Origin of the sequence: Klebsiella sp. M5al (genome assembly GCF_002090195.1) — a bacterium.
Taxonomy (GTDB): domain Bacteria; phylum Pseudomonadota; class Gammaproteobacteria; order Enterobacterales; family Enterobacteriaceae; genus Klebsiella; species Klebsiella grimontii.
On record NZ_CP020657.1, the window covers coordinates 2180670 to 2202435 of the forward strand.

General features: G+C 52.5%; 22 protein-coding genes. 8 read left to right on the forward strand and 14 right to left on the reverse strand.

Going from position 1 to position 21766, the window contains the following annotated elements; genetic code table 11:
- Window positions 1-57 precede the first annotated feature (57 nt).
- Entirely contained in the window at window positions 58-1494 is a 1437-nt protein-coding gene (locus BWI76_RS10300) for a DHA2 family efflux MFS transporter permease subunit (RefSeq protein ID WP_064343383.1), read from the reverse strand.
- A gap of 167 nt (window positions 1495-1661) precedes the next feature.
- Here BWI76_RS10300 and BWI76_RS10305 point away from each other — a divergent pair, with 167 nt between their 5' ends.
- Window positions 1662-2258 carry a TetR/AcrR family transcriptional regulator C-terminal domain-containing protein gene (locus tag BWI76_RS10305; RefSeq protein WP_004871507.1) on the forward strand — a complete coding sequence of 199 codons (597 nt, stop codon included), beginning with the start codon at window positions 1662-1664 and terminating at the stop codon, window positions 2256-2258.
- A gap of 100 nt (window positions 2259-2358) precedes the next feature.
- Complete coding sequence (locus BWI76_RS10310) at window positions 2359-2703, forward strand: RamA family antibiotic efflux transcriptional regulator (protein ID WP_004871504.1); 345 nt, start codon at window positions 2359-2361, stop codon at window positions 2701-2703.
- 201 nt (window positions 2704-2904) lie between these two features.
- Here BWI76_RS10310 and BWI76_RS10315 read toward each other — a convergent pair whose 3' ends face one another.
- Both BWI76_RS10315 and BWI76_RS10320 read right to left on the reverse strand, forming a co-directional pair.
- On the reverse strand, window positions 2905-4197 hold the full coding sequence (locus BWI76_RS10315; protein ID WP_064342428.1) for an MFS transporter: 1293 nt from the start codon (window positions 4195-4197) through the stop codon (window positions 2905-2907).
- Between the two features lie 79 nt (window positions 4198-4276).
- Window positions 4277-5584, reverse strand: coding sequence for an alpha-glucosidase/alpha-galactosidase (locus BWI76_RS10320; RefSeq protein ID WP_049090219.1), 1308 nt, complete (start codon window positions 5582-5584; stop codon window positions 4277-4279).
- A gap of 199 nt (window positions 5585-5783) precedes the next feature.
- On the opposite strand from BWI76_RS10320, the gene BWI76_RS10325 reads away from it, so the two are divergent.
- Both BWI76_RS10325 and BWI76_RS10330 read left to right on the forward strand, forming a co-directional pair.
- Window positions 5784-6623, forward strand: coding sequence for an AraC family transcriptional regulator (locus BWI76_RS10325; protein WP_049085439.1), 840 nt, complete (start codon window positions 5784-5786; stop codon window positions 6621-6623).
- A 186-nt stretch (window positions 6624-6809) separates the two neighbouring features.
- On the forward strand, window positions 6810-7424 hold the full coding sequence (locus tag BWI76_RS10330; protein ID WP_004871494.1) for a TetR/AcrR family transcriptional regulator: 615 nt from the start codon (window positions 6810-6812) through the stop codon (window positions 7422-7424).
- A gap of 148 nt (window positions 7425-7572) precedes the next feature.
- On the opposite strand, the gene BWI76_RS10335 is transcribed toward BWI76_RS10330, so the two are convergent.
- From BWI76_RS10335 to BWI76_RS10350, 4 genes are read right to left on the reverse strand one after another with little or no spacing between them, the layout of a single operon-like run.
- Entirely contained in the window at window positions 7573-8775 is a 1203-nt protein-coding gene (locus BWI76_RS10335) for an aromatic amino acid transport family protein (RefSeq protein WP_074168733.1), read from the reverse strand.
- Between the two features lie 50 nt (window positions 8776-8825).
- On the reverse strand, window positions 8826-10055 hold the full coding sequence (locus BWI76_RS10340; RefSeq protein ID WP_004871491.1) for an aminotransferase class I/II-fold pyridoxal phosphate-dependent enzyme: 1230 nt from the start codon (window positions 10053-10055) through the stop codon (window positions 8826-8828).
- A complete protein-coding gene (locus BWI76_RS10345; protein ID WP_049085432.1) occupies window positions 10028-11167 on the reverse strand; it encodes an MFS transporter in 1140 nt (379 codons plus the stop codon). The genes BWI76_RS10340 and BWI76_RS10345 overlap by 28 nt, the downstream gene beginning before the upstream one ends.
- A 47-nt stretch (window positions 11168-11214) precedes the next feature.
- Window positions 11215-12114: a DMT family transporter gene (locus BWI76_RS10350; protein ID WP_004871486.1), complete on the reverse strand. Its 900-nt coding sequence runs from the start codon at window positions 12112-12114 to the stop codon at window positions 11215-11217.
- Between the two features lie 213 nt (window positions 12115-12327).
- Between BWI76_RS10350 and BWI76_RS10355 the strand changes: the two genes are divergently transcribed.
- Window positions 12328-13419, forward strand: a complete 1092-nt coding sequence (locus BWI76_RS10355) for an iron-containing redox enzyme family protein (RefSeq protein ID WP_004871485.1) — start codon at window positions 12328-12330, stop codon at window positions 13417-13419.
- Here the strand turns inward: BWI76_RS10355 and BWI76_RS10360 are convergent.
- The 5 genes from BWI76_RS10360 to BWI76_RS10380 all read right to left on the reverse strand — a co-directional run bounded on the left by BWI76_RS10360 (window position 13399) and on the right by BWI76_RS10380 (window position 17538).
- Window positions 13399-13977: a TetR/AcrR family transcriptional regulator gene (locus BWI76_RS10360; protein ID WP_004871483.1), complete on the reverse strand. Its 579-nt coding sequence runs from the start codon at window positions 13975-13977 to the stop codon at window positions 13399-13401. The two genes, BWI76_RS10355 and BWI76_RS10360, sit on opposite strands and share 21 nt — an antisense overlap.
- A gap of 433 nt (window positions 13978-14410) precedes the next feature.
- A complete protein-coding gene (locus BWI76_RS10365; protein ID WP_004871480.1) occupies window positions 14411-15376 on the reverse strand; it encodes an aminotransferase class IV in 966 nt (321 codons plus the stop codon).
- 15 nt (window positions 15377-15391) lie between these two features.
- Entirely contained in the window at window positions 15392-16171 is a 780-nt protein-coding gene (locus tag BWI76_RS10370; RefSeq protein WP_004871478.1) for an amino acid ABC transporter ATP-binding protein, read from the reverse strand.
- A gap of 16 nt (window positions 16172-16187) precedes the next feature.
- On the reverse strand, window positions 16188-16853 hold the full coding sequence (locus BWI76_RS10375; protein ID WP_004871476.1) for an amino acid ABC transporter permease: 666 nt from the start codon (window positions 16851-16853) through the stop codon (window positions 16188-16190).
- A 13-nt stretch (window positions 16854-16866) separates the two neighbouring features.
- The gene (locus BWI76_RS10380; protein WP_004871474.1) at window positions 16867-17538 is read right to left on the reverse strand and encodes an amino acid ABC transporter permease; all 672 of its coding nucleotides are present in this window, start codon (window positions 17536-17538) and stop codon (window positions 16867-16869) included.
- 142 nt (window positions 17539-17680) lie between these two features.
- Here BWI76_RS10380 and BWI76_RS10385 point away from each other — a divergent pair, with 142 nt between their 5' ends.
- Complete coding sequence (locus BWI76_RS10385) at window positions 17681-19090, forward strand: MmgE/PrpD family protein (RefSeq protein WP_004871472.1); 1410 nt, start codon at window positions 17681-17683, stop codon at window positions 19088-19090.
- A gap of 4 nt (window positions 19091-19094) precedes the next feature.
- Here the strand turns inward: BWI76_RS10385 and BWI76_RS10390 are convergent, their stop codons facing one another.
- Both BWI76_RS10390 and cspA read right to left on the reverse strand, forming a co-directional pair.
- Window positions 19095-19919 (reverse strand): transporter substrate-binding domain-containing protein, encoded by an 825-nt coding sequence (locus BWI76_RS10390; RefSeq protein ID WP_064371670.1) that lies wholly within the window; start codon window positions 19917-19919, stop codon window positions 19095-19097.
- Between the two features lie 518 nt (window positions 19920-20437).
- Window positions 20438-20650, reverse strand: a complete 213-nt coding sequence (cspA, locus tag BWI76_RS10395) for an RNA chaperone/antiterminator CspA (protein ID WP_004131139.1) — start codon at window positions 20648-20650, stop codon at window positions 20438-20440.
- A gap of 253 nt (window positions 20651-20903) precedes the next feature.
- On the opposite strand from cspA, the gene BWI76_RS28055 reads away from it, so the two are divergent.
- Entirely contained in the window at window positions 20904-21191 is a 288-nt protein-coding gene (locus BWI76_RS28055) for a hypothetical protein (protein WP_004871465.1), read from the forward strand.
- Window positions 21192-21316: 125 nt separating this feature from the next.
- Window positions 21317-21538 (forward strand): cold shock domain-containing protein, encoded by a 222-nt coding sequence (locus tag BWI76_RS10405; protein WP_004871463.1) that lies wholly within the window; start codon window positions 21317-21319, stop codon window positions 21536-21538.
- The last annotated feature ends 228 nt before the right edge of the window (window positions 21539-21766 follow it).

The window sequence follows — 21766 nt, forward strand, 5'->3', positions numbered from 1 at the left end:
TTTAATCGGCAGGCTTTGGGATCGGGTCTGAAAGCGATAAATTTTCTGATTAAACTTTTATTCTTCCTGCGTTGTTAAAACGGAATGATTTACCATAAAAAATGCGCAAAGCGCGAGCAGTACGGCCCCAGCGGTAAGTATCCATCCGGCGTGGTGAAAGGCGGTTAAGCTCCCATTAGTCGGAGCGAATCTAATGTAGCTCGCGGTAATCAATGCCGTTCCCGCCATCGCGCCAATACGCTGGAGGATGTTAAGAATAGGCGCGGCATCAGCGACATGACGGCTGCCAGCCATCGCCATGCCCGCTGCCATAGCGGGTACCGTCGCCAGGGCTAAACCGAACCCTCTGACGGCGATTGCTCCACCCACAAGCGAATAGCGACTTTGCGCATCAATCATCCCCAGCGGCAGGGTGGCAAATGCCGCGAGTAAGCCGCCAACGATCAGCACCGCGCGTGGCCCCAGCTTATCAGAAAAGTAGCCTGCCACCGGAAATCCTATCGCCGAACCGATTAACTGAGGCGTAAGCAGCAAGCCCACTTCAGCCAGCGTTTTATGGCAAACGTCGCGAAAATATAAAGGAAGCAGGAACTGCCCGCCAAAATTCACCGCGCCGCCGATAGTCATCAATACGGCAGATAAAGTGAAGCCCCGATGTTTGAAAAGTCCGAGATGAAGTAAGGGGGATTCGATGCGCAAAGAGCGATAAATAAACAAGCAGGTGAACAGGGCGCCCACGCTCAGCATGATGACGTTCCAGCCATATTTGCCGTTATTCAGGCTGAGCTCTTTCATGCCTTCCATCAGCATCGGCAGGCTGCAAAAGACCAGCGCCAGTCCCAGCCAGTCCAGCGAGAGGGGCCTGTCATTTTTTATTGCCGGACGGGGAAGCAACTTCCACCCGGTAAGATATGCACACAGGCAGAAGGGCACGGTGATCCAAAATAACCCTCGCCATCCGCAGCTTTCAACCAGGAGTGCGCCAAGCGATGTCCCCAATAAGGGGGCAATGACGATGGCGACGCCAATCGTGCCAATGACCCGCCCCAGGCGTTCGCGTCCGACGACCAGGCCAAGAATAGTTTGCCCCGCCGGTACGAGTAATCCCCCTGCCAGACCTTGCAACATTCTTGCGGCAAGCAGCACCTCGAAACGTGGGGAAAGGGCGCAAACTGCCGAGAAGATCGCAAATAAAATCAGCCCATAGAGCCAAAGCTGCGTAGCGCCAAAGCGTCTGACGGCCCAGGCGCTCAGCGGAACGCCTGCTGCAAGGGCCATAAGATACGCTGTTGCTATCCATTGTATTGCCGAGTCCGGTACCCCCAGGCCGATGGCCATGGCGGGCAGCGCAGCGCTGAGCATCGTTGATGAAAGCATGGTGGAAAAAGCTCCCAGCGTGATAATGGCTGCCTGCATCCACAACACTGGCGGTATGGCATTTGTCGGTCGCGGATGGGTTGTTTCCTTGACCAGCTTGCCTTGATGGATATTCATAAAAAGCCCCCTAACAGACGATAAGTGAAGAAATCTATCATTGATCAATTTATCTATCATTGATAGAGTAATTTGCATTAAAGTTTCCGTCAGGCGCCGGGGTCAGACAAAATGTCTCTTCACAGGCCGCTAGCCCGGGTAAATGGATTAACAACAGGATCAATATCATGGCGAAAATTCAACGAGATCAGGTGATTGAGGCAGCATTAGCTCTCTTAGATGAAGTCGGTCTGGAAGCGTTGACGACCCGTAAACTGGCTCAAAAACTGGGCGTGGAATCCGCGACGTTGTACTGGCATTTCAAAAACAAGGCCAATTTGCTGGAAGAAATGGCTTCAGCTGTTTTAGCCAAACACCATGCGCTAGCTGTGCCCGAAGAAACTTCGGAATGGACAAGTTGGCTGGCGGATAACGCACGTAGTTTCCGCCGCGCTCTGCTCGCCCATCGGGACGGCGCTCTGTTACATGCAGGGACATCGCCGACCCGGGTGGGAGGAGAAACCTTTTATCCAAAACTGGTTTATCTTGTTCGAGCCGGTTTCACTGAGGCAGAAGCCGCAATGATATTACTCGCGATTAGCGAATACACTTTGGGGTGCGTATTAGAGGAACAGTCGCGAACGTACGGTAATGATAATAAAATGTTATCAAAAATACCGGCAGAAATTGCCCATATCGAATCGTTGGTCAATCCACATCCGGATACCGCTTTTGAGTATGGTCTGTCTTTGATAATTAAAGGATTATCAATGCCATCAGCTTAATATTGTGCTTATTACAACACGAGTAGCATCAGAGGCTTTAGCAAAAATTACCACAGAACCACCTTGATAATACCGGGAGAATGCATAAGGAGGAGACCCCATGTTTATTTCTGAATCCGTGATCGCCGTTATCATTGATTGGATCGACGATAACTTACATAAACCACTGCGTATAGAACAGATAGCTCATTATTCAGGTTATTCAAAATGGTATCTGCAGCGTTTGTTCCTGCAATATAAAGGAGAGAGTCTGGGGCGCTACATTCGTCATAAAAAGCTGGATTCAGCTGCCCGCGATTTACGCGAAACCGATGAGAATATTTACAGTATTGGCTTGCGCTACGGCTATGACTCGCAGCAAACCTTCACTCGATTATTTACCCGGCATTTCCATTTACCCCCCGGTGAATATCGCAAGAAAAACAAAACAGCGTATTTGTCCTGAACGCGTCTCATCAATGAGCGTATGCCTCCGGGGCGCTTGTGGTCTTCAAAAGCGCCGTAGTTGATTGATGAGAGTCGAGCCGAGATGACGCAGGCAAAAGCAGCCCTATAGCGGAAACGTCTTTCACCTATCCGGATAAGGCTGAATCGACTTCTTCTTTCCGTTAACACTATCAAGATATATTGCTGCCAACGTAGACCGTTAACGTTGCGCTTCCGATCCGAATTCGCCTTTTATATTCGATAACGATACGTCCTGCGCGGGTTGCCCGGTAGCTCGCCGTACCTTACCGCTCAGCGCGAAGGCTGAAATAATGGTAAACAGCAACGCGGTGCAGCCAAGGATCAGATAAGAGGTTTTGAAACCGTAAGTGACGTACATCATCCCTGCCGCGTAGGACATGCCGATGGCTGACAGCTGCTTAAAGAAGCAAAACCCCCACAGATAAATCGATGCGGAGAGATTAACGTTAAACTGGGTGGTGATGTATTTGAAAATGCCTACCAGCAGAAACGGAACTTCAAACATATGCAGGGTCTTCAGGATAATCACCTCCGTCACAGAGTCGGCAAGGGAAGAACCGATGATCCGCGCCGACATGATCATACCGGCAATCAGTAGCGCATTTTTGCCGCCAATGCGGTTAATGATCGGTGGGGCAAAAAACATAATAAAAGCGTTAAGAAATTCACCTGGCGTGGTGACATAGCCAAACGCCTGGGTACCGGTGTGTCGGTCGCGGAAAAAGGAGGTAAAGAAGTTAGCGAATTGCTGATCGAAGACGTCATACACGCACGCCACCCCGACGATATACATCACCAGACACCAGAATTTGCGCATTTTTAACAATCCCAATGCCGCTTTAAGCTTGATGGGTTTTTGATTCAGCGCCAGGCCATCCGCTACCGCCAGAGTCGCGTTTTCTTCCGGTTTAAATAGATACAGCAAACCGGCCAATACCAGCGAGAAACTCGACGCCAGCCAGAACGCGAACTGGTTATTAATAGTAAACATATAGCCGACAATGGAGGCGCAAATTGCCCAGCCGATACAGCCAAACAGGCGGGCGCGGCCATACTCAAACTGGCTGCGGCGGCTGACTTTCTCAATATAGGCCTCAATGGCTGGCGAGCCGCCGCTGCAGACCAGTCCAAGATAAATACCGCACAACAGAGCCCCCAGAAAAAAGTGGCTTTGCAGCAGCGGTGAGAACACGTAGATAAACAGAGGAGCCAGAAACAGCAGCAGGAAGATAATCATCCACAGCAGGTGTTTCTTCAGACCAAACTTGTCTGTAACAAAGCCAAAAACTGGCTGGAATACTAGGGCAAACAGCGCCATGCTGGCAAACACCAGTCCGGTTTGTCGCTGATCGAGCTGGTTGACATCATGCAACCATATCGGAAAAAACGGCAGTACCGCGCCCATGATAAAGAAATAGAAAAAGCAAAAGGCACCGAAAATCCAAAAATTCCTGTTTTTTAAGTAAAACATAGCTCACCTTCCTGTTGGTAACGGCGCGGAAACCTCCGCGCCTTGCGGGCGTACAGGAAGCTGCAGAGCCTTAGGGCGATTAATGGTAGGCTGGAAGCCAGTTGCTATGCGCTTCAATCAGTTCATCGCACAGCTTGCGGATGTCATCGATCGACAGTTCGGCGGAAGTGTGCGGGTCGAGCAGCGCAGCATGGTAGATAGCTTCGCGCTTGCGCGTAACCGCCGCCTCGACGGTCAACAGCTGGGTATTGATGTTGGTACGGTTCAGCGCCGCCAGCTGCTCAGGCAAGTTGCCGACGTAGCATGGCGTGACGCCCTGGCCATCCACCAGACAAGGTACTTCGACGCAGGCCTCGGAAGGTAAGTTGGCGATCAAACCGGTGTTGAGCACATTACCGCCAATTTTATAGGGCCGATCGGTTTCCATCGCTTCGATGATATAAGACGCGTATTCATGGGTACGGCTGTGGGTCAGGCTGGTGTCATGGGTCAGCGCCACTTTCTGCTGCTGCCATTGTTCAATCTGCTCAATACACCGGCGCGGATATTCATCCAGCGGAATATTGAATCGCTCGATCAGTTCCGGGTAGTTGCGTTTGATCCAGTAAGGCATGTATTCGGCGTTGTGCTCTGACGATTCGGTAACGTAATAGCCGAAAGTTTTCATGATTTCATGGCGCACCATATCGTCATGCTTGCCCTGCAGGGCGCTGGCCCGGCGCTTAATTTCCGGGTACAGATCCTCGCCGTGGCGGCGAATGTCCAGCAGCCAGGCCATGTGGTTAATACCCGCGATATGAAATTGCACGTCGTCGGTTGGCATATCCACGCTTTTCAACAGCGTTTCAGCGCAGACCTGAACGCTGTGGCAAAGTCCAACCGTTTTCACCTCCGTATGGCGCAGCATAGCGCCGGTTATCGTGGCCATAGGGTTGGTGTAGTTCAGTAACCAGGCGTTCGGGCAGACGGCTTCGATATCCCGCGCGAAATCAAACATTACGGGTATGGTGCGCAGCGCGCGGAAGATACCGCCAATCCCCAGGGTATCGGCAATCGTCTGCCGGAGACCATATTTTCTTGCGATAGTGAAGTCGGTAATGGTGCAAGGGTCGTAGCCGCCGACCTGGATGGCGTTCACCACGTAATGGGCGTTTTTCAATGCCGCGCGGCGGTTCTCAACGCCAAGGTAAGCGGCAATCTTCGCTCTGCCCGCATTGGTATTGCTGTTGATATTGTTCAACATGGCGAGTGATTCATTGAGACGCGCGCCGTCGATGTCGTACAGCGCTATCTCCACCTCTTTCAGCGTCGGGGTCGCCATAATGTCCCCGAGTACGTTTCTGGCGAAAATGGTGCTGCCCGCGCCCATAAATGTCACTTTAATCATGGTATTTCTCCGTTCCTGCTGTTTTGGTCAGGCAGAATGTACGCTGCGGCGTGACCCGGAAATATGGCTAAATGTGATATTGCTATGGCGAAAAATGATGTCGAAAAGAAAGTGTGAGCCAGCTCTGAATCTGACTGAACCGGGGGACTTTACTGGCGGTATCTCTGATAATGTGAGGGGAAAAAAGCGCGAGTTACTGATGCACAAGACTTTTACCCTCAATCATACCGACAATATCGAATTGAACTTGTACCAGTACGGCGAGGAGAGTTGTCATAAGGGGCACCGTTATGGCCCCGCTGTTCGCCAGCATTACCTATTTCATTATGTGATAAGTGGAACCGGCACCTTTTACAGTGAATCCGGCGCTTTTCCTGTCGTCGCGGGGGAGGGGTTTTTGATCCACCCCCATGATGTGACCACCTACTGCGCGGATAAAAAGGATCCGTGGCATTATATGTGGCTTGAGGTCGATGGGCTGATCGCCGCCAGAATTTTCGCGGAGTGCCATCTGAGCCGGCAATCACCGATTTACCGGCCCAACCTGAATAAAGACAACGTCAGCGCCCTCGGCTACCTGCGGCAAATTGTCGAACATGGCGATGAACACCGGCTGAAGGTGCAGGGGCTGTGCTATCTCTTCTTTTCGACCTTAATCAGCAATACGCATGATCAAAGGGCTCCTCTCCGGGATGACAAGACCAGGCACCTGCAAAAGGCGATCAAAAAAATTGAAAATCGCTACCACGAACCTCTGAGCGTTGAGAGCCTGGCCGCATACTGTAATATCAACCGCAGCTACCTTTGTCGGTTGTTCAAAAGCGCCTACGGTATAGGTCCCAAGGCGTATTTGCTCAATTTCCGGATGAGCATCGCCGTCAGCCTTCTCAAAAACAGCAATACGGCGATTAAAGTGGTGGGCATTTCCGTAGGCTATGAAAATCAGCTGCATTTTTCTAAGGCTTTTAAGAAAATGCACGGCGTATCTCCGGCTAAATGGCGGCAAAAATACCTTTCTGAACAGCAGGCGGCGAGGTGATGTTTACCGCTTATTCAAATCTGTGGTGTGGTTGAAATAAAGTTGTATCGGGGGGAGCCGATGCTTTTGTTGGCAGAGGATTTTGTCTGATACAATTTTGCACGACCTTGCATCAAGCGAAATTGTGGCTGAATGATAAAATGGTCACTATTTGTCAATCAAAGACCATCACGTTAAGCTAACAGAATGACTAAGAATATGAACGTACCATCAGCACGTGGCCCACTCGATCACAGCGTCCGGGAGCAAATCGTCAACGCCGCATTTGAGCATTTCGGGCATTACGGCTACGAAAAAACCACCGTAGCGGAATTAGCTAAATCTATCGGTTTTTCAAAGGCCTACATCTATAAGTTTTTCGATTCCAAACAGGCTATCGGCGAAGTTATTTGCGCTAACCGCCTGGAGACGATCATGACGGCGGTACTTGCAGCGGTGGCGGATGCGCCATCAGCCAGCGAAAAATTACGCCGCCTCTTTCGCGCGCTCACCGAAGCGGGAAGCGAACTGTTTTTCCACGATCGTAAGCTCTACGACATTGCCGCCGTCGCCTCGCGGGATAAGTGGCCTTCAACGGAAAGGTATGCGGAACGCCTGTTAAAGCTGATTGAAAGCATCGTTGTCGAAGGCAGGCAGGCCGGCGAGTTTGAGAGGAAAACCCCTCTTGACGAGGCAACCTATGCGATATACATGGTGATGTGCCCCTTCATTAACCCTGTTCAGCTGCAGTTTAACCTCGAAACGGCGCCGACGGCGGCGGTCATTCTCTCCTCGTTGATTCTCAGAAGCCTGGCCCCCTGAATGATGACCGCTCCTTTTTTTGGTCACGGGTCTGAGTATTCGGGAGCTGATTAAGGGTTTCCCATGCTCAGGCTTTTTGCCGTTTGTCGTCCGTACCGGGATTTGATGGCCCAGCTGAAGCATTTTTTACAGTCATGGCGATGCATATCTACTCAAGAAAAGCGTAAATCATCAGTAGCCAGAGTAGGGCGCCGACGATAATTATCATTTTCAGAAGGACATTGCTGGCCGGGAAAATATATACCGGCGGTAGGGCGGAACGCCTGGCATTAATGAGTAAATAAGGCGGCAATAATATACTCCATAGCACCAGTGAAATGCCGGCAAAGGCCAGAGCAGATAAAAATCCTTGCGGGGCGAAAATACAGGCCAGGGCGGGAGGGAAATAGGTCAGAAATATTGCCAGCGGACGCGATCCCCGGCGGCTGATTTTATTCAGTATATCCTCAAGATAATCACTCAAGCCGATTGAGGCCGACATCAGTGAGGCTAAAACGGCAATACACCCAAAGGAGACCAGCGTCATACGGGTCGCCGAGGTGGTCTGGTGGATATTAAGGGCGGTAATAAAGGCCCCGATGTTCCCGCCCTGGTCGCTGACATGCTGGATCGCCTGAGGCGTGAGTGCGCCCATGGTCAGCGTCAGCCAGAAGGCGTAGACGATCAGCGAAACCGCAAAGCCGTAATAGAGAGAGCGGGTAACCGCGCGATGATTATCCCGTCTGTACATTCTGCTCAGGGAGGGCACGCTGCCATGAAAGCCAAAAGCGATAATACAGACCGGCACGATCGGCAGGTAATACCCGAGCGGCGTGCTGGCGGAGATGTCGAACAATCTGAGCGGCTTTACGCCACCCGCGGCACCGGCGAACAGCAGAAAAAACAGGGTGAACTTGGCGGCGATAAGGCCTGAAAGGATATAGCCGGGTAATCTGCCGCCTGCCCACAGGATCGCCGAGGTCGTCAGCGACAGCAGAATTATCGGCAGCCAGCTGCGGTCCCTGGCAGCGGGCGGTAAGAGATCGCGTAATATTGACGCGGCGCCTGAGATGTACGCGTAGGTCAGTAGGTAGAGCACAAAGCAGAAGGCTATCCCGATGATAACGCTAGCGGCGGGGCCGAGCAGCGCGTTGGTGAAAGTATGAAAGCTGGCGCCGGGAGGAAATCGCATCGTGATGTCAACGAGGATTAGCCCCGTCATCAGCATCAATATGCCCGTCGCCGACAGGATCAGCAGGCCTTTTAAAAACCATACGTGGACGAACGCGATCGGCAACGCGAACATGCCGCCGCCGATAATGGTCGCCACCATGAGAGACGTTCCGCGCAGAGGGAACCCTGTTCCTTTCATATGAATGAGTGTCCGTAAGCGGCCTGACGAAGCAGGCCGGCAGCAGCTATTTATCTCGTGGCTTCAGCCAGTGACTCTCTGAAGTTTCGATAGAAGTCGTCGATTTGCCCGCTCTCGTGGAGAGCAGACAACGCGCAGCGCAAAATGGCGTGCCCTTCTTCAACGGTCGGATACATCGCCACGGTCGTCGCGAAGCCGCGATCGTGCAGCTTTTTGCACATCGTGATGGCGAGATCTTCGTTACCAATCAGGATCCCCCGAATCGGCATCGTGGTGCCCCGGTTAACGATTTCGGTCTTGCCGAAAACTTCGTCAAAATAGCGAATAACGTTCTGTAGCTTCTCCTGGCGGGCGGCGACGGTGCCGTCCAGGTGGAGGTCGGCGGCGGCTACGCAGGCGGCAATCCCTGGTAATGACGGCGGTCCGCCAAAGGCGTAGGTTGTGCCGTAGGTCTTAATAAAATTGATGGTCTCTGCGGCGTGACAGGCGATAAATCCGCCGTGCGAGCCAAATGCTTTAGACAGCGATCCGGCGATAATAATACGCTCGTCAAGCCGATGGCCGAGGCATGCCATCACATATCCCGAACCGTAGTCGCCGTAGATAGAGGTGCCATGCGCATCGTCTATATATGCGTAGCCGTCATACTGATGCGCCAGGCGGACAATCTGCGCGACCGGGGCGACTCCGCCCATGGAGCCTACGCTGTCTGATACCGAGATCGGCGTCAGTCCCTGGCTGGCGGCATAGCGAAAGGCCTCTTCGATCCGCGCCGTATCCTGGAAATCAATTCTGACGACGTCCCCGAACTGCTGTAAAAGACCACGGTTGATTTGCAGCGTCGCGTGGGCGGTCTTCTCCATAATAAAATAGGGTTTTTTACTGAACGTAAAATGCGGCAGCGTTCCGGACGCCAGCAGCGGTAATACCGCGATATGGCAGGGCGTCACCGCGTTAAACGTCAGGGTATGAGCTCCATGCATGATTTGGTTCAGTCGCGCTTCCAGCTGCGGGAACAGATCGACTTTTACCCGCGTTCTGGCGACGGAAACCTGCACGCCAAAACGCTCAATCGCGTCGATAACCGCTTTTTTCAGCGTCGGATGAGTCTCCAGCCCAAGATAGGAACATGAGACAAATTCCACCATTTTTCTGCCATCGTCGAGGGTAATGACCTTGCCATCCCTTTTGGCTACCACCAGTTCATTAATATGTTCAGAGAACACCCTGGTTTGATATTTTAGCGATCTATCTATTTTCCTTTTTTGCCAGTTTTCCATTGCGTTACCTTCATTGTCGTGACTACCAGAAGAGATAAAATTGCCAGCGTTAACGTGCTCGTGCCGAGGGTTCTGTCAAACCCCAGGCCGGTATCCGTGAGTTTTACAGCGAAATAGCTGATGGCGCCGGCGCAGACTGTTTGAATAAAACCGGTGACTGATGCCGCAATACCGGTTTTAGTACCTTTGATTTGCAGTGCGATAAAGTTGGCGGTCGGGTAATAGGCGCCAAGGCTGAAATTAAAAATCATCGATCCAGCGATGCATAATATGAGTGAGTGGCAACCGATAATAAATGGAGAGACCGCCAGCGCATTCATGATAAACAAAATCCAGGGATTATTTATGCGCTCAAATTTTGAGAACTGATTGCCAATAATAAAAAATAAAACGGAAGCGGAAAACAGCAGTGAGTAGTGCATTGTGCTCAGCCCAAGCTGCTGCATAAAAATGGCTGGCGACAGCGAGATATAGCAAAACAGCGAACTCAGGATCAGTGAAACCAGAAGTGTTCCCTGGATAAATGCCGGCGTGATAAACCCGGAAGAAGAGGGCGCCGCAGCGCTATCGCGATGCCCAAGGCGGCGCGGAGACAGCAGGAGGGTAACGACGCTAAACAGGGCCATAACGAGGAAGATATGGTTCCAGCTCAAATGGCCGAGGATCGCGGCGCCGGCCAGCGGTGCAATAAGCGGAACCACCGCGCTGGCGGAAGAAATATCGGAAAGGGCGCGCTTGAGCGTCAGAGGAGAAAAAGTCTCTTTGGCGATGGCTTTAGACAGAACCGGTCCTGCCCCGGCGCCCACGGCCTGTAATGCCCTACCGGCCAACAGCATTGATAAACTATCGGAAATAAAACAGAGGAGGCTCCCTGCCAGGAAAAGCAAAAAGCTGGCCGTCAGCACGCGTAATTTACCCAGTTTTTCGCCGATAAACCCTGATAATAATTGGCTACAGGCGTATATCACCAGAAAACCGCTAATGGTTAACTGAATAGATGAATAATCGCTGTGGAACGCTTTTTGTAACAGGGGCAGCGCCGGCACGATCATATCTGTTGCCAGCGCGGAAACCGATGCGGCGAGAATAAGGTATAAGTATATCCTGAGCATGTTAAACTCTTCGGTTAATATGGATTACAATGTGGCGTTATTATTAATTAATGCGCCGCTGTTTTTTTAGCGAGTGAACAAATCGCGATCCCGGTCAAAATTAGCAGCGTGCTCAGTAAGTGATAGAGGTGCGGCTGGGTGTGTAAAAACAGAATGCTTAATATGCCGCCAGACAGCGGAATAATATGGGTATAAATTTCCCCGCGAGTGGCGCCAATGGCCGCGATGCCTTTATTCCAGAATAAGTAGGCCAGCCACGAGGGGAAAATAACCAGGTACGCCAGTCCGGTCAGGAAAGAGATATCGTGGTACGAAGCGAATGAGGTAGCGGGGTGCCGCCACAGCCAGAAAATCACCACCGGAAGCAGAATAAGGGCGCCGAGAAGCGAACTGACGGCGACGAAAGCGTTGGCGGGGATACGACGATCTTTGTTACGTAACAGAGAGCAATATACCGCCCAGCTTAGTGCGGACCCCATTGCCCACAGATCTCCCTGGCTGAAGCCTTTTAGCCCCTCTGCGCTGGTCAGGTTGCCGTGCAGAAGCAGCAGCAGGACGCCTGCGGTGCTAAAGAGCACTCCCCACCAGTTACGCGCCGACACCCGGTCACGGAAAATCAGCCGATTAATAATAAGCACCATGCAGGGGGTCGCAGACATGTAAATCGCTGCGTTCAGCGCCGAAGTCGACTGCAGGCCAATATAGAGAGTTAAGGGAAAACTTACCTGCCCGCACAGCGTTAAGATCAGCAGCGTTGGCGCATTTTGGCGAAACAGCAGCCGACTGTCGCGGATTTGCCGCTGATAGAGCAATACCAACAGTATCGCGGTCAACGCCCATCTCGCTTCGGTCATCAGGATCGGGTCCGCGCCCTGAACGAGAATATGCCCTACGACATAATTCCCTCCCCAAAACAGGGCCGCCAGCGTGAGTAACAGGTAAGGCATGCTGATTCCTTGCATCGCTTCGAACTGTACTAAATGGTAACTTTATTTTTTTTAATATATCAATTAAATTTTATTGTTATTTTGGGTTTTTGCTATTTTTTATTTAAAAAACAAATAATTAAAACTTTGTTACGCATGTGCAAAAAATCTGATTGCAGCATATATATCTGTACGATAACGTATCTATACCATGCTTTATACAGGGATAAATCGATGCGTAAGACAGAAAATGGTTTCACCGGGAACGAACCGCATTCCGCAATGGCCAGGCTCTCTCTGGATGACATGATTGATCAGCTTCTCCACAGCAACGCGCTTTCACTAAAACTTACGGCTAATCCGCTACTGGCCGACAGAGTCTGGTACCTGACTGAAAACACCTGCATCAAGGCTTTTACCGCCAACGACCCGCAGGCTAAAAAGCGTGCCCACGGCGCGCTGTTTAAACTGTACCAGGCTTGGCTGGCGGAGCCGCTATCGGCGGCGGCAAAAAACCAGTTCCATCCCTTGCTCTGCGGGATCAGAAGCTACATCGAGACAGAATGGCTTCGGGTGGAAAAAAAACGGTTCGCTTTCCCGGCACCTGCGCTTAACGCCGGCAATATCGTTGAGGAACTTCGTGACCTCTGTCAGAAACACCCGGCCTCGCACCATCCTCTGTTTGATTTTCTCGCTTCTTCCGCTTCCGCTACGCAAATCGACTATTTCTTCAAAAGCGATAGCGCGCTGAATCTGCTGTTTTTCGATCTGGTGGCAATGGGGCTGGTCGGTTCTCTGCCGGAAACGCGCGCAGAGATTGCCCAGAATCTCTGGGATGAAATAGGCCAGGGCAGCCAGGAGATCACGCACGTTAATCTGTATAAGGATTTACTGAAGCGAAGGGATATTGCGTTGCCTGAAAATCATTTCGCCCATCTGTACGACTGGCAGGGACTCGCTGGCTACAATGCGTTTATGTTGGGCGGCGTTAACCGTCAGCATTACTACAAATCGCTTGGCGTCATGGCGATGACGGAACTGTTGGATCCGCCGCAGTACCAGAAGCTGGTGACAGGTTGCCGCCGTATTGGGCTATCGGATCGCGACGTCCATTATTACTCAGAGCATATCGAGGTTGATATCGGCCACGCGGATGGATGGCTGAATAACGTTATCGTGCCGATCGGCAATAAAAATCCGGCTGCGCTGGAAGAGGTCTACTCTGGCGCAGCGCTGCGTCTTCAGACTTGCTGCGATTATTACGATTGTCTGCTGGAGGCGTTACGCACGCTCGCTGACCGCGAATCAGAGAGTACCGCCCTCTGAATAAATAAGCGCTTTTGCCGCGCTCCAGGCCGTTATACCGGGAGGGATCTCCCGGCATTCCGATGACTCGGCCTGTTGGGCGGCAATCGCGCCATCAATCAGCATAAGCATCATCATCGCCACCCGTTCCGCAGGCTCTGGTTTTAATAGTCCGATGAGGATGTCGCGGAAAAACTGGTAGAGGCGCGATTTAAACTGTGAACATATCGTCCGGATAGCGGGAGACGAGGTCCCGTATTCAAACAGGGCGCGGGTGAACATGCAGCCGTGAAAATCCGCACAGGTGAACCAGTTATTGTAGTATTCAAAGACGGCAAACAGCTTTTCACGCCCCGTGGGTTTATCCGCGGTAATGTCCTGCAGCGCCTGCATAAAATCACACTCTTTCTGCTGTAAAATATCAAGAATGAGCGCCTCTTTATCCGGATAGTAGCGGTAGAACGTCATTTTGGAGATGCCCGCATTCTCCGAAATCCGGTCAATACTCGGCGACTGATACCCCTCTTTGTTAAACAGGGACATAGAATGGCGGATAATTTCCGCTTGTTTTGGCTTCATACTGTTTCCCGTTGAATGCAGTAATACAGGGGGGCTCTGGTAGATAGCAGTCATCATTTGATATGGCGGGCGGGCATCGCAACGATGCAGGCGCAATGTTATCCCGATAGCCAATATCCATGCCCCTGCGGTGGGCGGCATGAGTGAACGCGTTGACCCATCAAAAACGTTCGTCGATTCTTACATCCGGCCTCGAAAAAAGCAAAAATCCTCAGACCATCTCAGTTGAGCATGAAGCAGAAATGCGCAGGCGTCGCTATTTCATGTCCCTTATGCCCTTCACGTTGCGCTCGGGACGGATAAAGAGATACCGGGGAGAAGTTAGCATCCCCCCGAACAGGGGGTGATGTTTTTGTGATGCAAGTCATAAAATAACGCTCGGTTATTGTGATGTTATTTGCAGTCAATGGATTTGCACTTGAATCGACCCGCGCTATCTCTGCGGGTTTTTTTTCGTCCAGCGATTGTCGGCGGGCGGCGACTCCTCCTGCTGTAAATAGTCCTGATACCAGCCGCTGATGCGTTGGGTCACGGGATTTTCGTTGAGGTCGAAGCGCCTGCCGTCGAGCCTGCTTACCGGGGTAATACCTGCCAGCGTTCCGGTGACAAAAGCTTCGTCCGCAGTGAATGCTTCGGCAAGGGTAAAGGATCTTTCCTGTACGCCGAGGCCCTGCTGGCGCGCCAGTGACAAGATCGTGCGGCGGGTAATACCGTTAAAGCAGTACAGGCCGTTTGAGGTCCACAGCTCGCCCTGGCGTATGATAAAAAAGTTGGTGGAATTGCAGCTGGCGACAAAACCATGAGGGTCCAGCATCAGCGCTTCATCTGCGCCGGCATCCAGCGCCTGCAATAGCGCCTGAATCAAATTCAGGCGGCTGTGGGAATTAAGACGCAAATCGAAAACATCCGGCGCGCTGGTACGATAGGTCGAGGTGAACAGGGCAAGGCCGCGCCGTTTGGCTTGTTCATCAACAACCTTATATTCCGCCACGCAGACGATAGTGGCGCCGCCGAGGATAAAGCGCGGGTCCTGATTTGGCGTGCGCTTTTTGCCGCGGGTGATCATGAGCCGCAAATGGGCGCCGTCCGTCATACCGTTGATCTTCAGCGTGTTGTACATAATATCGGTTAGCTCCTCAGGACTATGGCCGATATTGAGCTGGATAGCGGCTGCCCCGGCAAACAGGCGATCGAGATGCGCCTGAAGGGCGATCAGCTTGCCGTTTACCAGCCGCAGCCCCTCCCAGACCCCGTCGCCGCAGACGTAGCCGGAATCGAAAACGGAAACCGTGGCGCGATCGCGATGAACGAATTCGCCGTTGACGTACACTTGCACATTGTCGTTGCGCGTATCCTGCAGGTACGCCTGACTGCTTTGACCGGAGAGAGCTAAACTCATCATGTTTCCTTGCGGTTAAAATGCCCGTTCAGCGAAACGGGAAAGGAAGGCCTGGGTGCGCGGTTGGCGCGGATGGCGCAGCACCTCTTCCGCGGTGCCCATTTCATGAATCACGCCGTTTTCGATAAAAATCACCCGATCGGCGAAATGCCAGGCAAAGCCCAGCTCATGAGTGACCAGCAGCAGCGTCCGTCCCTCATCTGCCAGTTCACGGATGGTATGCAGGACTTCCCCCACGAGTTCAGGGTCGAGGGACGAGGTGGGCTCATCGAACAATATTATCTCTGGCGTCATTGCCAGGGCGCGAGCAATCGCGACGCGCTGCTGTTGACCGCCGGACAGGCTGCCGGGCCAGGCCTGATGCTTATGGCCGAGCCCCACTTTTTCCAGCTGCGCGCGGGCAATGCGCATCGCCTCTTCGCGACGCATCTTTTTCACCGATATCAGGGCTTCGCTGACATTTTGCAGTACCGTCAGATGCGGGAAGAGATTAAATTGCTGAAACACCATCCCCACGCGCTGGCGAACATCGCTCAGCTGTTTTTCGCTATAGCGCCGCTGACCGCGGCTGTCGATTTTACCGAGGGTAACGCCGTCCAGTTCTACGGTGCCAGCGCTGGGTATTTCCATAAAGTTCAGACAGCGCAGCAGGGTGCTCTTACCCGAGCCGCTGCCGCCAATGATGGCGATTTTCTCACCGGCATAGATATCTAAATCGATGCCCTGTAACACGCTTTGCGCACCAAAGCGTTTGTGCAGGGCGCGTATCCGCATGACGACTTTTTTCTCTGACATGGCCTTTCTCATCAAATTAAGGATGTGGACGGTAGCGGCGCTCCAGTCGTGCCGCCAGGTAACTTCCGGGCCAGATCAGCACAAAATAGAGCAGGGCGACGACGGTGAAAATCTCCACCGGGCGATACCAGGTACTGCTTAGCAGCCTGCCCTGATACATCAGTTCATTAACCGTGAGAATCGAGGCCAGGGAGGTCACCTTCGCCAGTTCAATCATGCGGTTTGTCAGGGCTGGCAGCATACGGCGAAATACCTGCGGCAGGATGATGCGCCGTAGCATCACGCCCGGCGGCATGCCTAAGGCTTTTGCCCCTTCCCACTGTCCGCGTTCGATGGACTGTAGCCCGGCGCGAAAAATTTCGGTGCTGTAGGCGGCGGTGTACAGGGTTAACGCCAGCGCGGCGGCGCCAAAAGTGGAAAACTGAATGCCCACCAGCACCGGAAAGGCATAGTAGAACCAGATGAGCTGGATAAGCACCGGCGTATTGCGGAACACCTCGACAAAGGCGCTGGTAAGGGGATAAAAAAAGCGCGGCCCGCGGGCACGGACGACGCCAACGGCAAGCCCGAGCAGCGTGCCGACAATTCCCGCCAGCAGCCATAGCTCCAGCGTAACGCCCAGTCCCTTCAGCAGTACCGGCAAGTTTTGCCAGACAAGGGAAAAGTCCCACTGATAATGCATGGTTGTTCTCTCGTTAACGTGTGTCGGAGACGGCAAGGCGTCGTTCAAGCAGCTGGCTGCCCTGGCTGATAATCAGCAGCAGGGTGAAGTACATCACCGCGATGAGCGAATACACTTCCAGGGGCCGGTAAGTCTGACTGTTGATTTGCATCGCCTGATACAGCAGCTCGCTGTACGCCAGAGACGAAGCAAGGGCGGTGGATTTGAGCAGTTCGAAAGAACGCTCAAGGAAAGGAGGAATCATTCTGCGCAGCGCCTGAGGGAAAATAACCCGTCGGAGCGCGGTGGCGCGCGACATGCCCAACGCCTTCGCCCCTTCCCATTGTCCGGCGCCGATCGACTGGATGCCGCCGCGGTAAACTTCGGCATAAAACGCGGCCGACTGGGCGGAGAGCGCCAGTACAGCGGCAGCGAACGGCGAGAGCGTCAGCGGGCTGACGATTGGCAGAGCGTAGTAGATCCAGAAGAAGTGGACAATCGCGGGAGTATTACGATAAAAGCCGATCAGTATCAGCGCCGGCATACGGAAGAGCGTTAGCGGCGAGGCCTTCATCAACGCCAGCGCAATGCCGGCCAGCATGCCGAATAAAATACTGGTGACGCCGATCTGAATGGTACCCCACAGCCCCTCCAGCAACAGCATGCGATATGGCCAGATGGCGGCAAAATCCCATTGATACGACATAGTTCTGGAACCCCTGAAAAACGCAAAACGATGGTGATGGTTTTAGAACGACATCATCTTAGCAGTAGCGAAATGTGATAATTAAATAATAAAAACCATTGCTATTATCTCTTTTGGTTATAAATATTTACGCGAGAAAGCAATGCCAAACTTTGATTCTTTAACCGCTACGCTGGCGCGTTTTGCCGGCGAACTCACTCCGGCTGCGATACCGGCGTCGGTGAAAGCCAGGATCGCTCTGCATTTTATCGATAGCCTGGGCTGCGGCATTGCCGGCGGCGAAGACAGCGTGCTGCGTAAAAGCGCGCGGGTTATTCGGAGCCAGTACGCGACGGGCAGAAGCGTGGCGCTTGACGGTGGAACTCCGCTCTCCGCCAGCGGCGCCGCGTTCCTTAACGCCGCTGCGATAAACGCGCTGGATTATGACGATGGTTTTGAAGTCGCCGGGCGGGGGATGGGGCATCCCGGCGCCACGCTGGTGGCCGGGGCGCTGGCCGCGGTGGGCCAGGGTGGGCCGGTCAGCGGCGGGGCGTTGCTGACCTCTCTGGTGGCGGCCTGGGAAATCAACAGCCGCGTGATTATCTCTCAGCAGCCGAGTCCTGAAAGGTTTCAACAAGTGTATGGCGTGTGCCAGCACGAATCGCTGGGGGCGGCGGTGGCGTATGGTTTACTGCGCGGCTGCGATGCCGCGGGGCTGGAAAATAGCCTGGGACTGGCCGCCTCGTTAACCCCTTTGCCCACGTTGCATAAGTACAACTGGCAGGCGCGTCCACTGGTTTCGTTTAAGGATTACAATGCGCCGGCGGCAGAGGCCGGCGTACGCGCGGTGGAGCTACACCTCGCGGGGATAGTGGGGCCGCGCGAGATACTTGATGGCGAACAGGGGTTCTGGCGGATGTCAGGCTCCGACCGCTTTCAGCCAGAACGGCTGACGGAGAATCTGGCGACGCACTGGCAGCTCAGGCACGCCAGTTTCAAAGACTATCCGGTATGCCGTTGGATGCATACGGCGCTGGCGTCGTTTGAGCGTCTGCTGGAGCATATTCCGTCGGCAGAGTCGATTGAGCGGATACGCGTCTATGGGAGTTTCACCCTGGCGCGTTTTTTCGCCGACGCGCGTCCCGTCAGCAATACCGATGCGCAGTTCAGTCTGCCGCTGGCGATAGCCTGCCTGGCGTTTAAAATCGCGCGTCATCAGTGGAGCAGCGATCGGACGCGCGGCGCGGCGCCACTCCTTGCCTTTGCTGACCGGGTTGAAATTATCGCCGATGAGACCTTTGAACAGCTGATGCTGCAGCATCGCCGTCCCGCCGCGCGCGTGGAAATTGTGCTAAAGGGAAGGACGATCGCCGGAGAGCGTATCGACTTCCCGCCGGGGTGCGCAGAAAATCCGCTGCCGGAACAGCGGATCGTTGATAAATGCGTGGCCAACCTGTCATCACGCCTCAGCGCTCCGCGGGCAGCGCGGCTGATTGACGCTCTGCTGGATATGGAACGCTGCGCGGACATTGGCGCGGCAATCGCGCCGCTTCTGCCCGCGCCAGGAGATTAATCGCTCATTTCCACTCTTCTTTAATCACCGAGGGCACTTTGCTGATATCCACACCGCGTAGCTTAAGGGCGTCTTCATAAAACTGGTTGCTCTGTCCCGACTGGTAAATTTTGGCAAACTCTTCATTCAGGAAGTTGCGGAAGCGGGGATCGCTCTCTTTGCGCAGCGCGCCGCCGGTGCTGATGGCAATAATCGGTTTTGGCAGAATCAGGTTGCCTTTGTGCACTTTTGCCTGCTGCAGCGCTAGCGCCGGGTGAACGTACGAGAGGGCGTCGACGCGTCCGGCGTAGAAGGCTGCGACGCCTTCATCCATATTGGTAAAGCGCACCAGCTGCACTTTGGGTAATTTTTTGGTCAGTATCAGATCCGGGCTGCTGCCGAGTGTGACGCCAATCTTAATATCCGGGCGATTAAGATCTTCCCAGCTCTCGGCCTTCACGCCGTCGCGGATCAGGACCCCCTGCGCATACCAGAGGAAGGGCTGGTCGGAAAAGTCGGCGGCTTTGCGGCGTTCATCGGTGGGGTCCAGCACCAGCATGGTATCAATCTGTCCGGCCTGCAGCGCGGCGACCGCATTCCCCCAGGTGGTTTCCACCGGCACCAGTTTTACGCCTAAATCTTTTGCCAGTACTTTACCTACGTTATAGCCAATGCCGTTCCACTGACCGGTGGCTGGATCTTTAAAATACCACGGTTCCCCCTGCGCGACTCCGATGCGCAGTTCGCCCGATTGCTTAATATGATCCCAGGTGGACTCTTCGGCATGGCTGAAAAAAGGCGCGGCGGCGATCGCCAGCGACAATAGCAATCTATGAATTTTTCTTGGCATATTTTTACCCTGATGAGAAAGTCATTTCTGAAAAACAACGTATTACGCGAACACGATAACGGAGTTTGTTATCAGTGCATTATTATTTTTTGGTTTAACTCATGCCTGAATGTTATTTACTGATACCTAAGCTGTTTACTTAAATCATGGCGTGTTGCAAATATTATTCATAACTTAATGCGCTATTGTTCTAAGGTGTTTTATTTCCGTCGCCGAATTTAAAAATTTCGACCTGGTGGGAGTCATAGTTTGCGGGGGCGTTAAAATGGGGCAAGCTCGTTAAACAAGGTGGGGAAGATGAATTTCGTTGATTCAAATAGTGAAATAAAGACGCATTGTGATTTGGTCAGGAATTTCATCAGCGGCAGCCAATACAATAACCATCGGTTTTAACCCGCGGGATCCGTTGCCTCGCGACACAACGAAAAAACCCCGACATGATGTCAGGGTTTTTGAACTGGCGTGAGTCCATCATCAGCAGCGAAGCTGAAATCTACCGCCAGTGAATAAAGCGCAGCTTAGATGGCGTAGACGTTACCCGCTGAAGGGCCTTTCTGGCCATCTTCAATGGTGAATTCGACTTTCTGGCCTTCGTTCAGGGTCTTAAAACCGCCGCTCTGGATAGCAGAAAAATGTACAAACACATCTTTGCTACCGTTGTCCGGGGTGATGAAACCAAAGCCTTTCGACTCATTAAACCATTTTACTAAACCAGTCATTTTATTAGACATTGATAATACCTCAACATATCTGAGCCTTACGGCGAAAAAAGGTTTCGCACAGAATCTAATTAATAACGATAAGGAGACTCAAAAGGAAGAATTATCAACGGATAACACTTGAGATGAGGACTGCTTTACTAAACCGCTTTATTATGTCTGTGTACTTAACCGACCAATCATTAGTCACATACTTCACCGCGGATAGCAAGACTTATTTCAATTGATATTGCCGGGACGGAGACTAATACGGAAAGAGGGGGGAGTGATTCGCCAGCGCCTTGTTGATGGTTTAATGATAATAAAATCCATTATTTCATTGGTTAGCCAAGGTTTTGGCTATGGTGACGTGGATAAATCTGGAGGGATGTTCTTTTATTTTTCCGAACAGGCTCACGCGGCGGTGAAGCTATATCATGAGTCGCAGCGCAATAAATTTAAGGCCATTTCTCATTATTTTATCCCCAGCGGGGCATCTGGACGGCTAAAATTTCATTTGCTTATTAATGGTATTTATGCATTAATGAAATTATTAATCCGAAAAAACGCATGAGCTTAAAAATTTTACCGGCCCGTTCTCATTACCAGGCGCTATCGCTGATACCCCCTTTCTTTTGAGTCCATACGTTTAATCCGACACGTTTTCTGTCAATTACCTGATGTGCAACTGGAGTCAGTATGTCCTCAAGAATTAAAGGTCTGGTCAAGTGGTATAATGAGTCAAAGGGATTTGGTTTCATTTCACCTCTCGATGGCAGTAAAGATATCTCGGTCCATTGCTCGGCGCTTCGTGGTGATAATTTTAATACCCTGTTTGAAGGCCAGAAAGTTGAATATGCCATACTCCATAGAGATGACAAGGGCCCTGCTGCCACCCACGTCACCCTGTGCGATAAATAACGATTTATAGCGTTACGGCCGCGATAGCGAAAGCCGTGCTGGCGATATCGCGACGGCCTGCCCCTGGATTATTCCTGCCTTATTCCATGCCCTGTCCCTGAGCATAACGATCGTCGCGTCGCGTACGGTTTTTCTTATCCGGCGATGCGGCAGAAATGCGTTCAACGGATTCTGGAAGCGAGTACAATTCACCTGTTTTTAGTCTGTGTTTAAATCCGATGACAGGGG

Coding starts and splice junctions, on each gene's coding strand:
- BWI76_RS10390 (WP_064371670.1), bottom strand. CDS start 19,919: ATGCCAAGAAAAATTCATAGATTGCTATTGTCGCTGGCGATCGCCGCC.
- BWI76_RS10345 (WP_049085432.1), bottom strand. CDS start 11,167: ATGCTCAGGATATACTTATACCTTATTCTCGCCGCATCGGTTTCCGCG.
- BWI76_RS10325 (WP_049085439.1), top strand. CDS start 5,784: ATGCACAAGACTTTTACCCTCAATCATACCGACAATATCGAATTGAAC.
- BWI76_RS10315 (WP_064342428.1), bottom strand. CDS start 4,197: ATGTTTTACTTAAAAAACAGGAATTTTTGGATTTTCGGTGCCTTTTGC.
- BWI76_RS10340 (WP_004871491.1), bottom strand. CDS start 10,055: ATGGAAAACTGGCAAAAAAGGAAAATAGATAGATCGCTAAAATATCAA.
- BWI76_RS10320 (WP_049090219.1), bottom strand. CDS start 5,584: ATGATTAAAGTGACATTTATGGGCGCGGGCAGCACCATTTTCGCCAGA.
- BWI76_RS10380 (WP_004871474.1), bottom strand. CDS start 17,538: ATGTCGTATCAATGGGATTTTGCCGCCATCTGGCCATATCGCATGCTG.
- BWI76_RS10365 (WP_004871480.1), bottom strand. CDS start 15,376: ATGAGTTTAGCTCTCTCCGGTCAAAGCAGTCAGGCGTACCTGCAGGAT.
- BWI76_RS10300 (WP_064343383.1), bottom strand. CDS start 1,494: ATGAATATCCATCAAGGCAAGCTGGTCAAGGAAACAACCCATCCGCGA.
- BWI76_RS10350 (WP_004871486.1), bottom strand. CDS start 12,114: ATGCCTTACCTGTTACTCACGCTGGCGGCCCTGTTTTGGGGAGGGAAT.
- BWI76_RS10310 (WP_004871504.1), top strand. CDS start 2,359: ATGTTTATTTCTGAATCCGTGATCGCCGTTATCATTGATTGGATCGAC.
- BWI76_RS10370 (WP_004871478.1), bottom strand. CDS start 16,171: ATGTCAGAGAAAAAAGTCGTCATGCGGATACGCGCCCTGCACAAACGC.
- cspA (WP_004131139.1), bottom strand. CDS start 20,650: ATGTCTAATAAAATGACTGGTTTAGTAAAATGGTTTAATGAGTCGAAA.
- BWI76_RS10335 (WP_074168733.1), bottom strand. CDS start 8,775: ATGAAAGGAACAGGGTTCCCTCTGCGCGGAACGTCTCTCATGGTGGCG.
- BWI76_RS10330 (WP_004871494.1), top strand. CDS start 6,810: ATGACTAAGAATATGAACGTACCATCAGCACGTGGCCCACTCGATCAC.
- BWI76_RS10360 (WP_004871483.1), bottom strand. CDS start 13,977: ATGAAGCCAAAACAAGCGGAAATTATCCGCCATTCTATGTCCCTGTTT.
- BWI76_RS10355 (WP_004871485.1), top strand. CDS start 12,328: ATGCGTAAGACAGAAAATGGTTTCACCGGGAACGAACCGCATTCCGCA.
- BWI76_RS10305 (WP_004871507.1), top strand. CDS start 1,662: ATGGCGAAAATTCAACGAGATCAGGTGATTGAGGCAGCATTAGCTCTC.
- BWI76_RS10375 (WP_004871476.1), bottom strand. CDS start 16,853: ATGCATTATCAGTGGGACTTTTCCCTTGTCTGGCAAAACTTGCCGGTA.
- BWI76_RS10385 (WP_004871472.1), top strand. CDS start 17,681: ATGCCAAACTTTGATTCTTTAACCGCTACGCTGGCGCGTTTTGCCGGC.
- BWI76_RS10405 (WP_004871463.1), top strand. CDS start 21,317: ATGTCCTCAAGAATTAAAGGTCTGGTCAAGTGGTATAATGAGTCAAAG.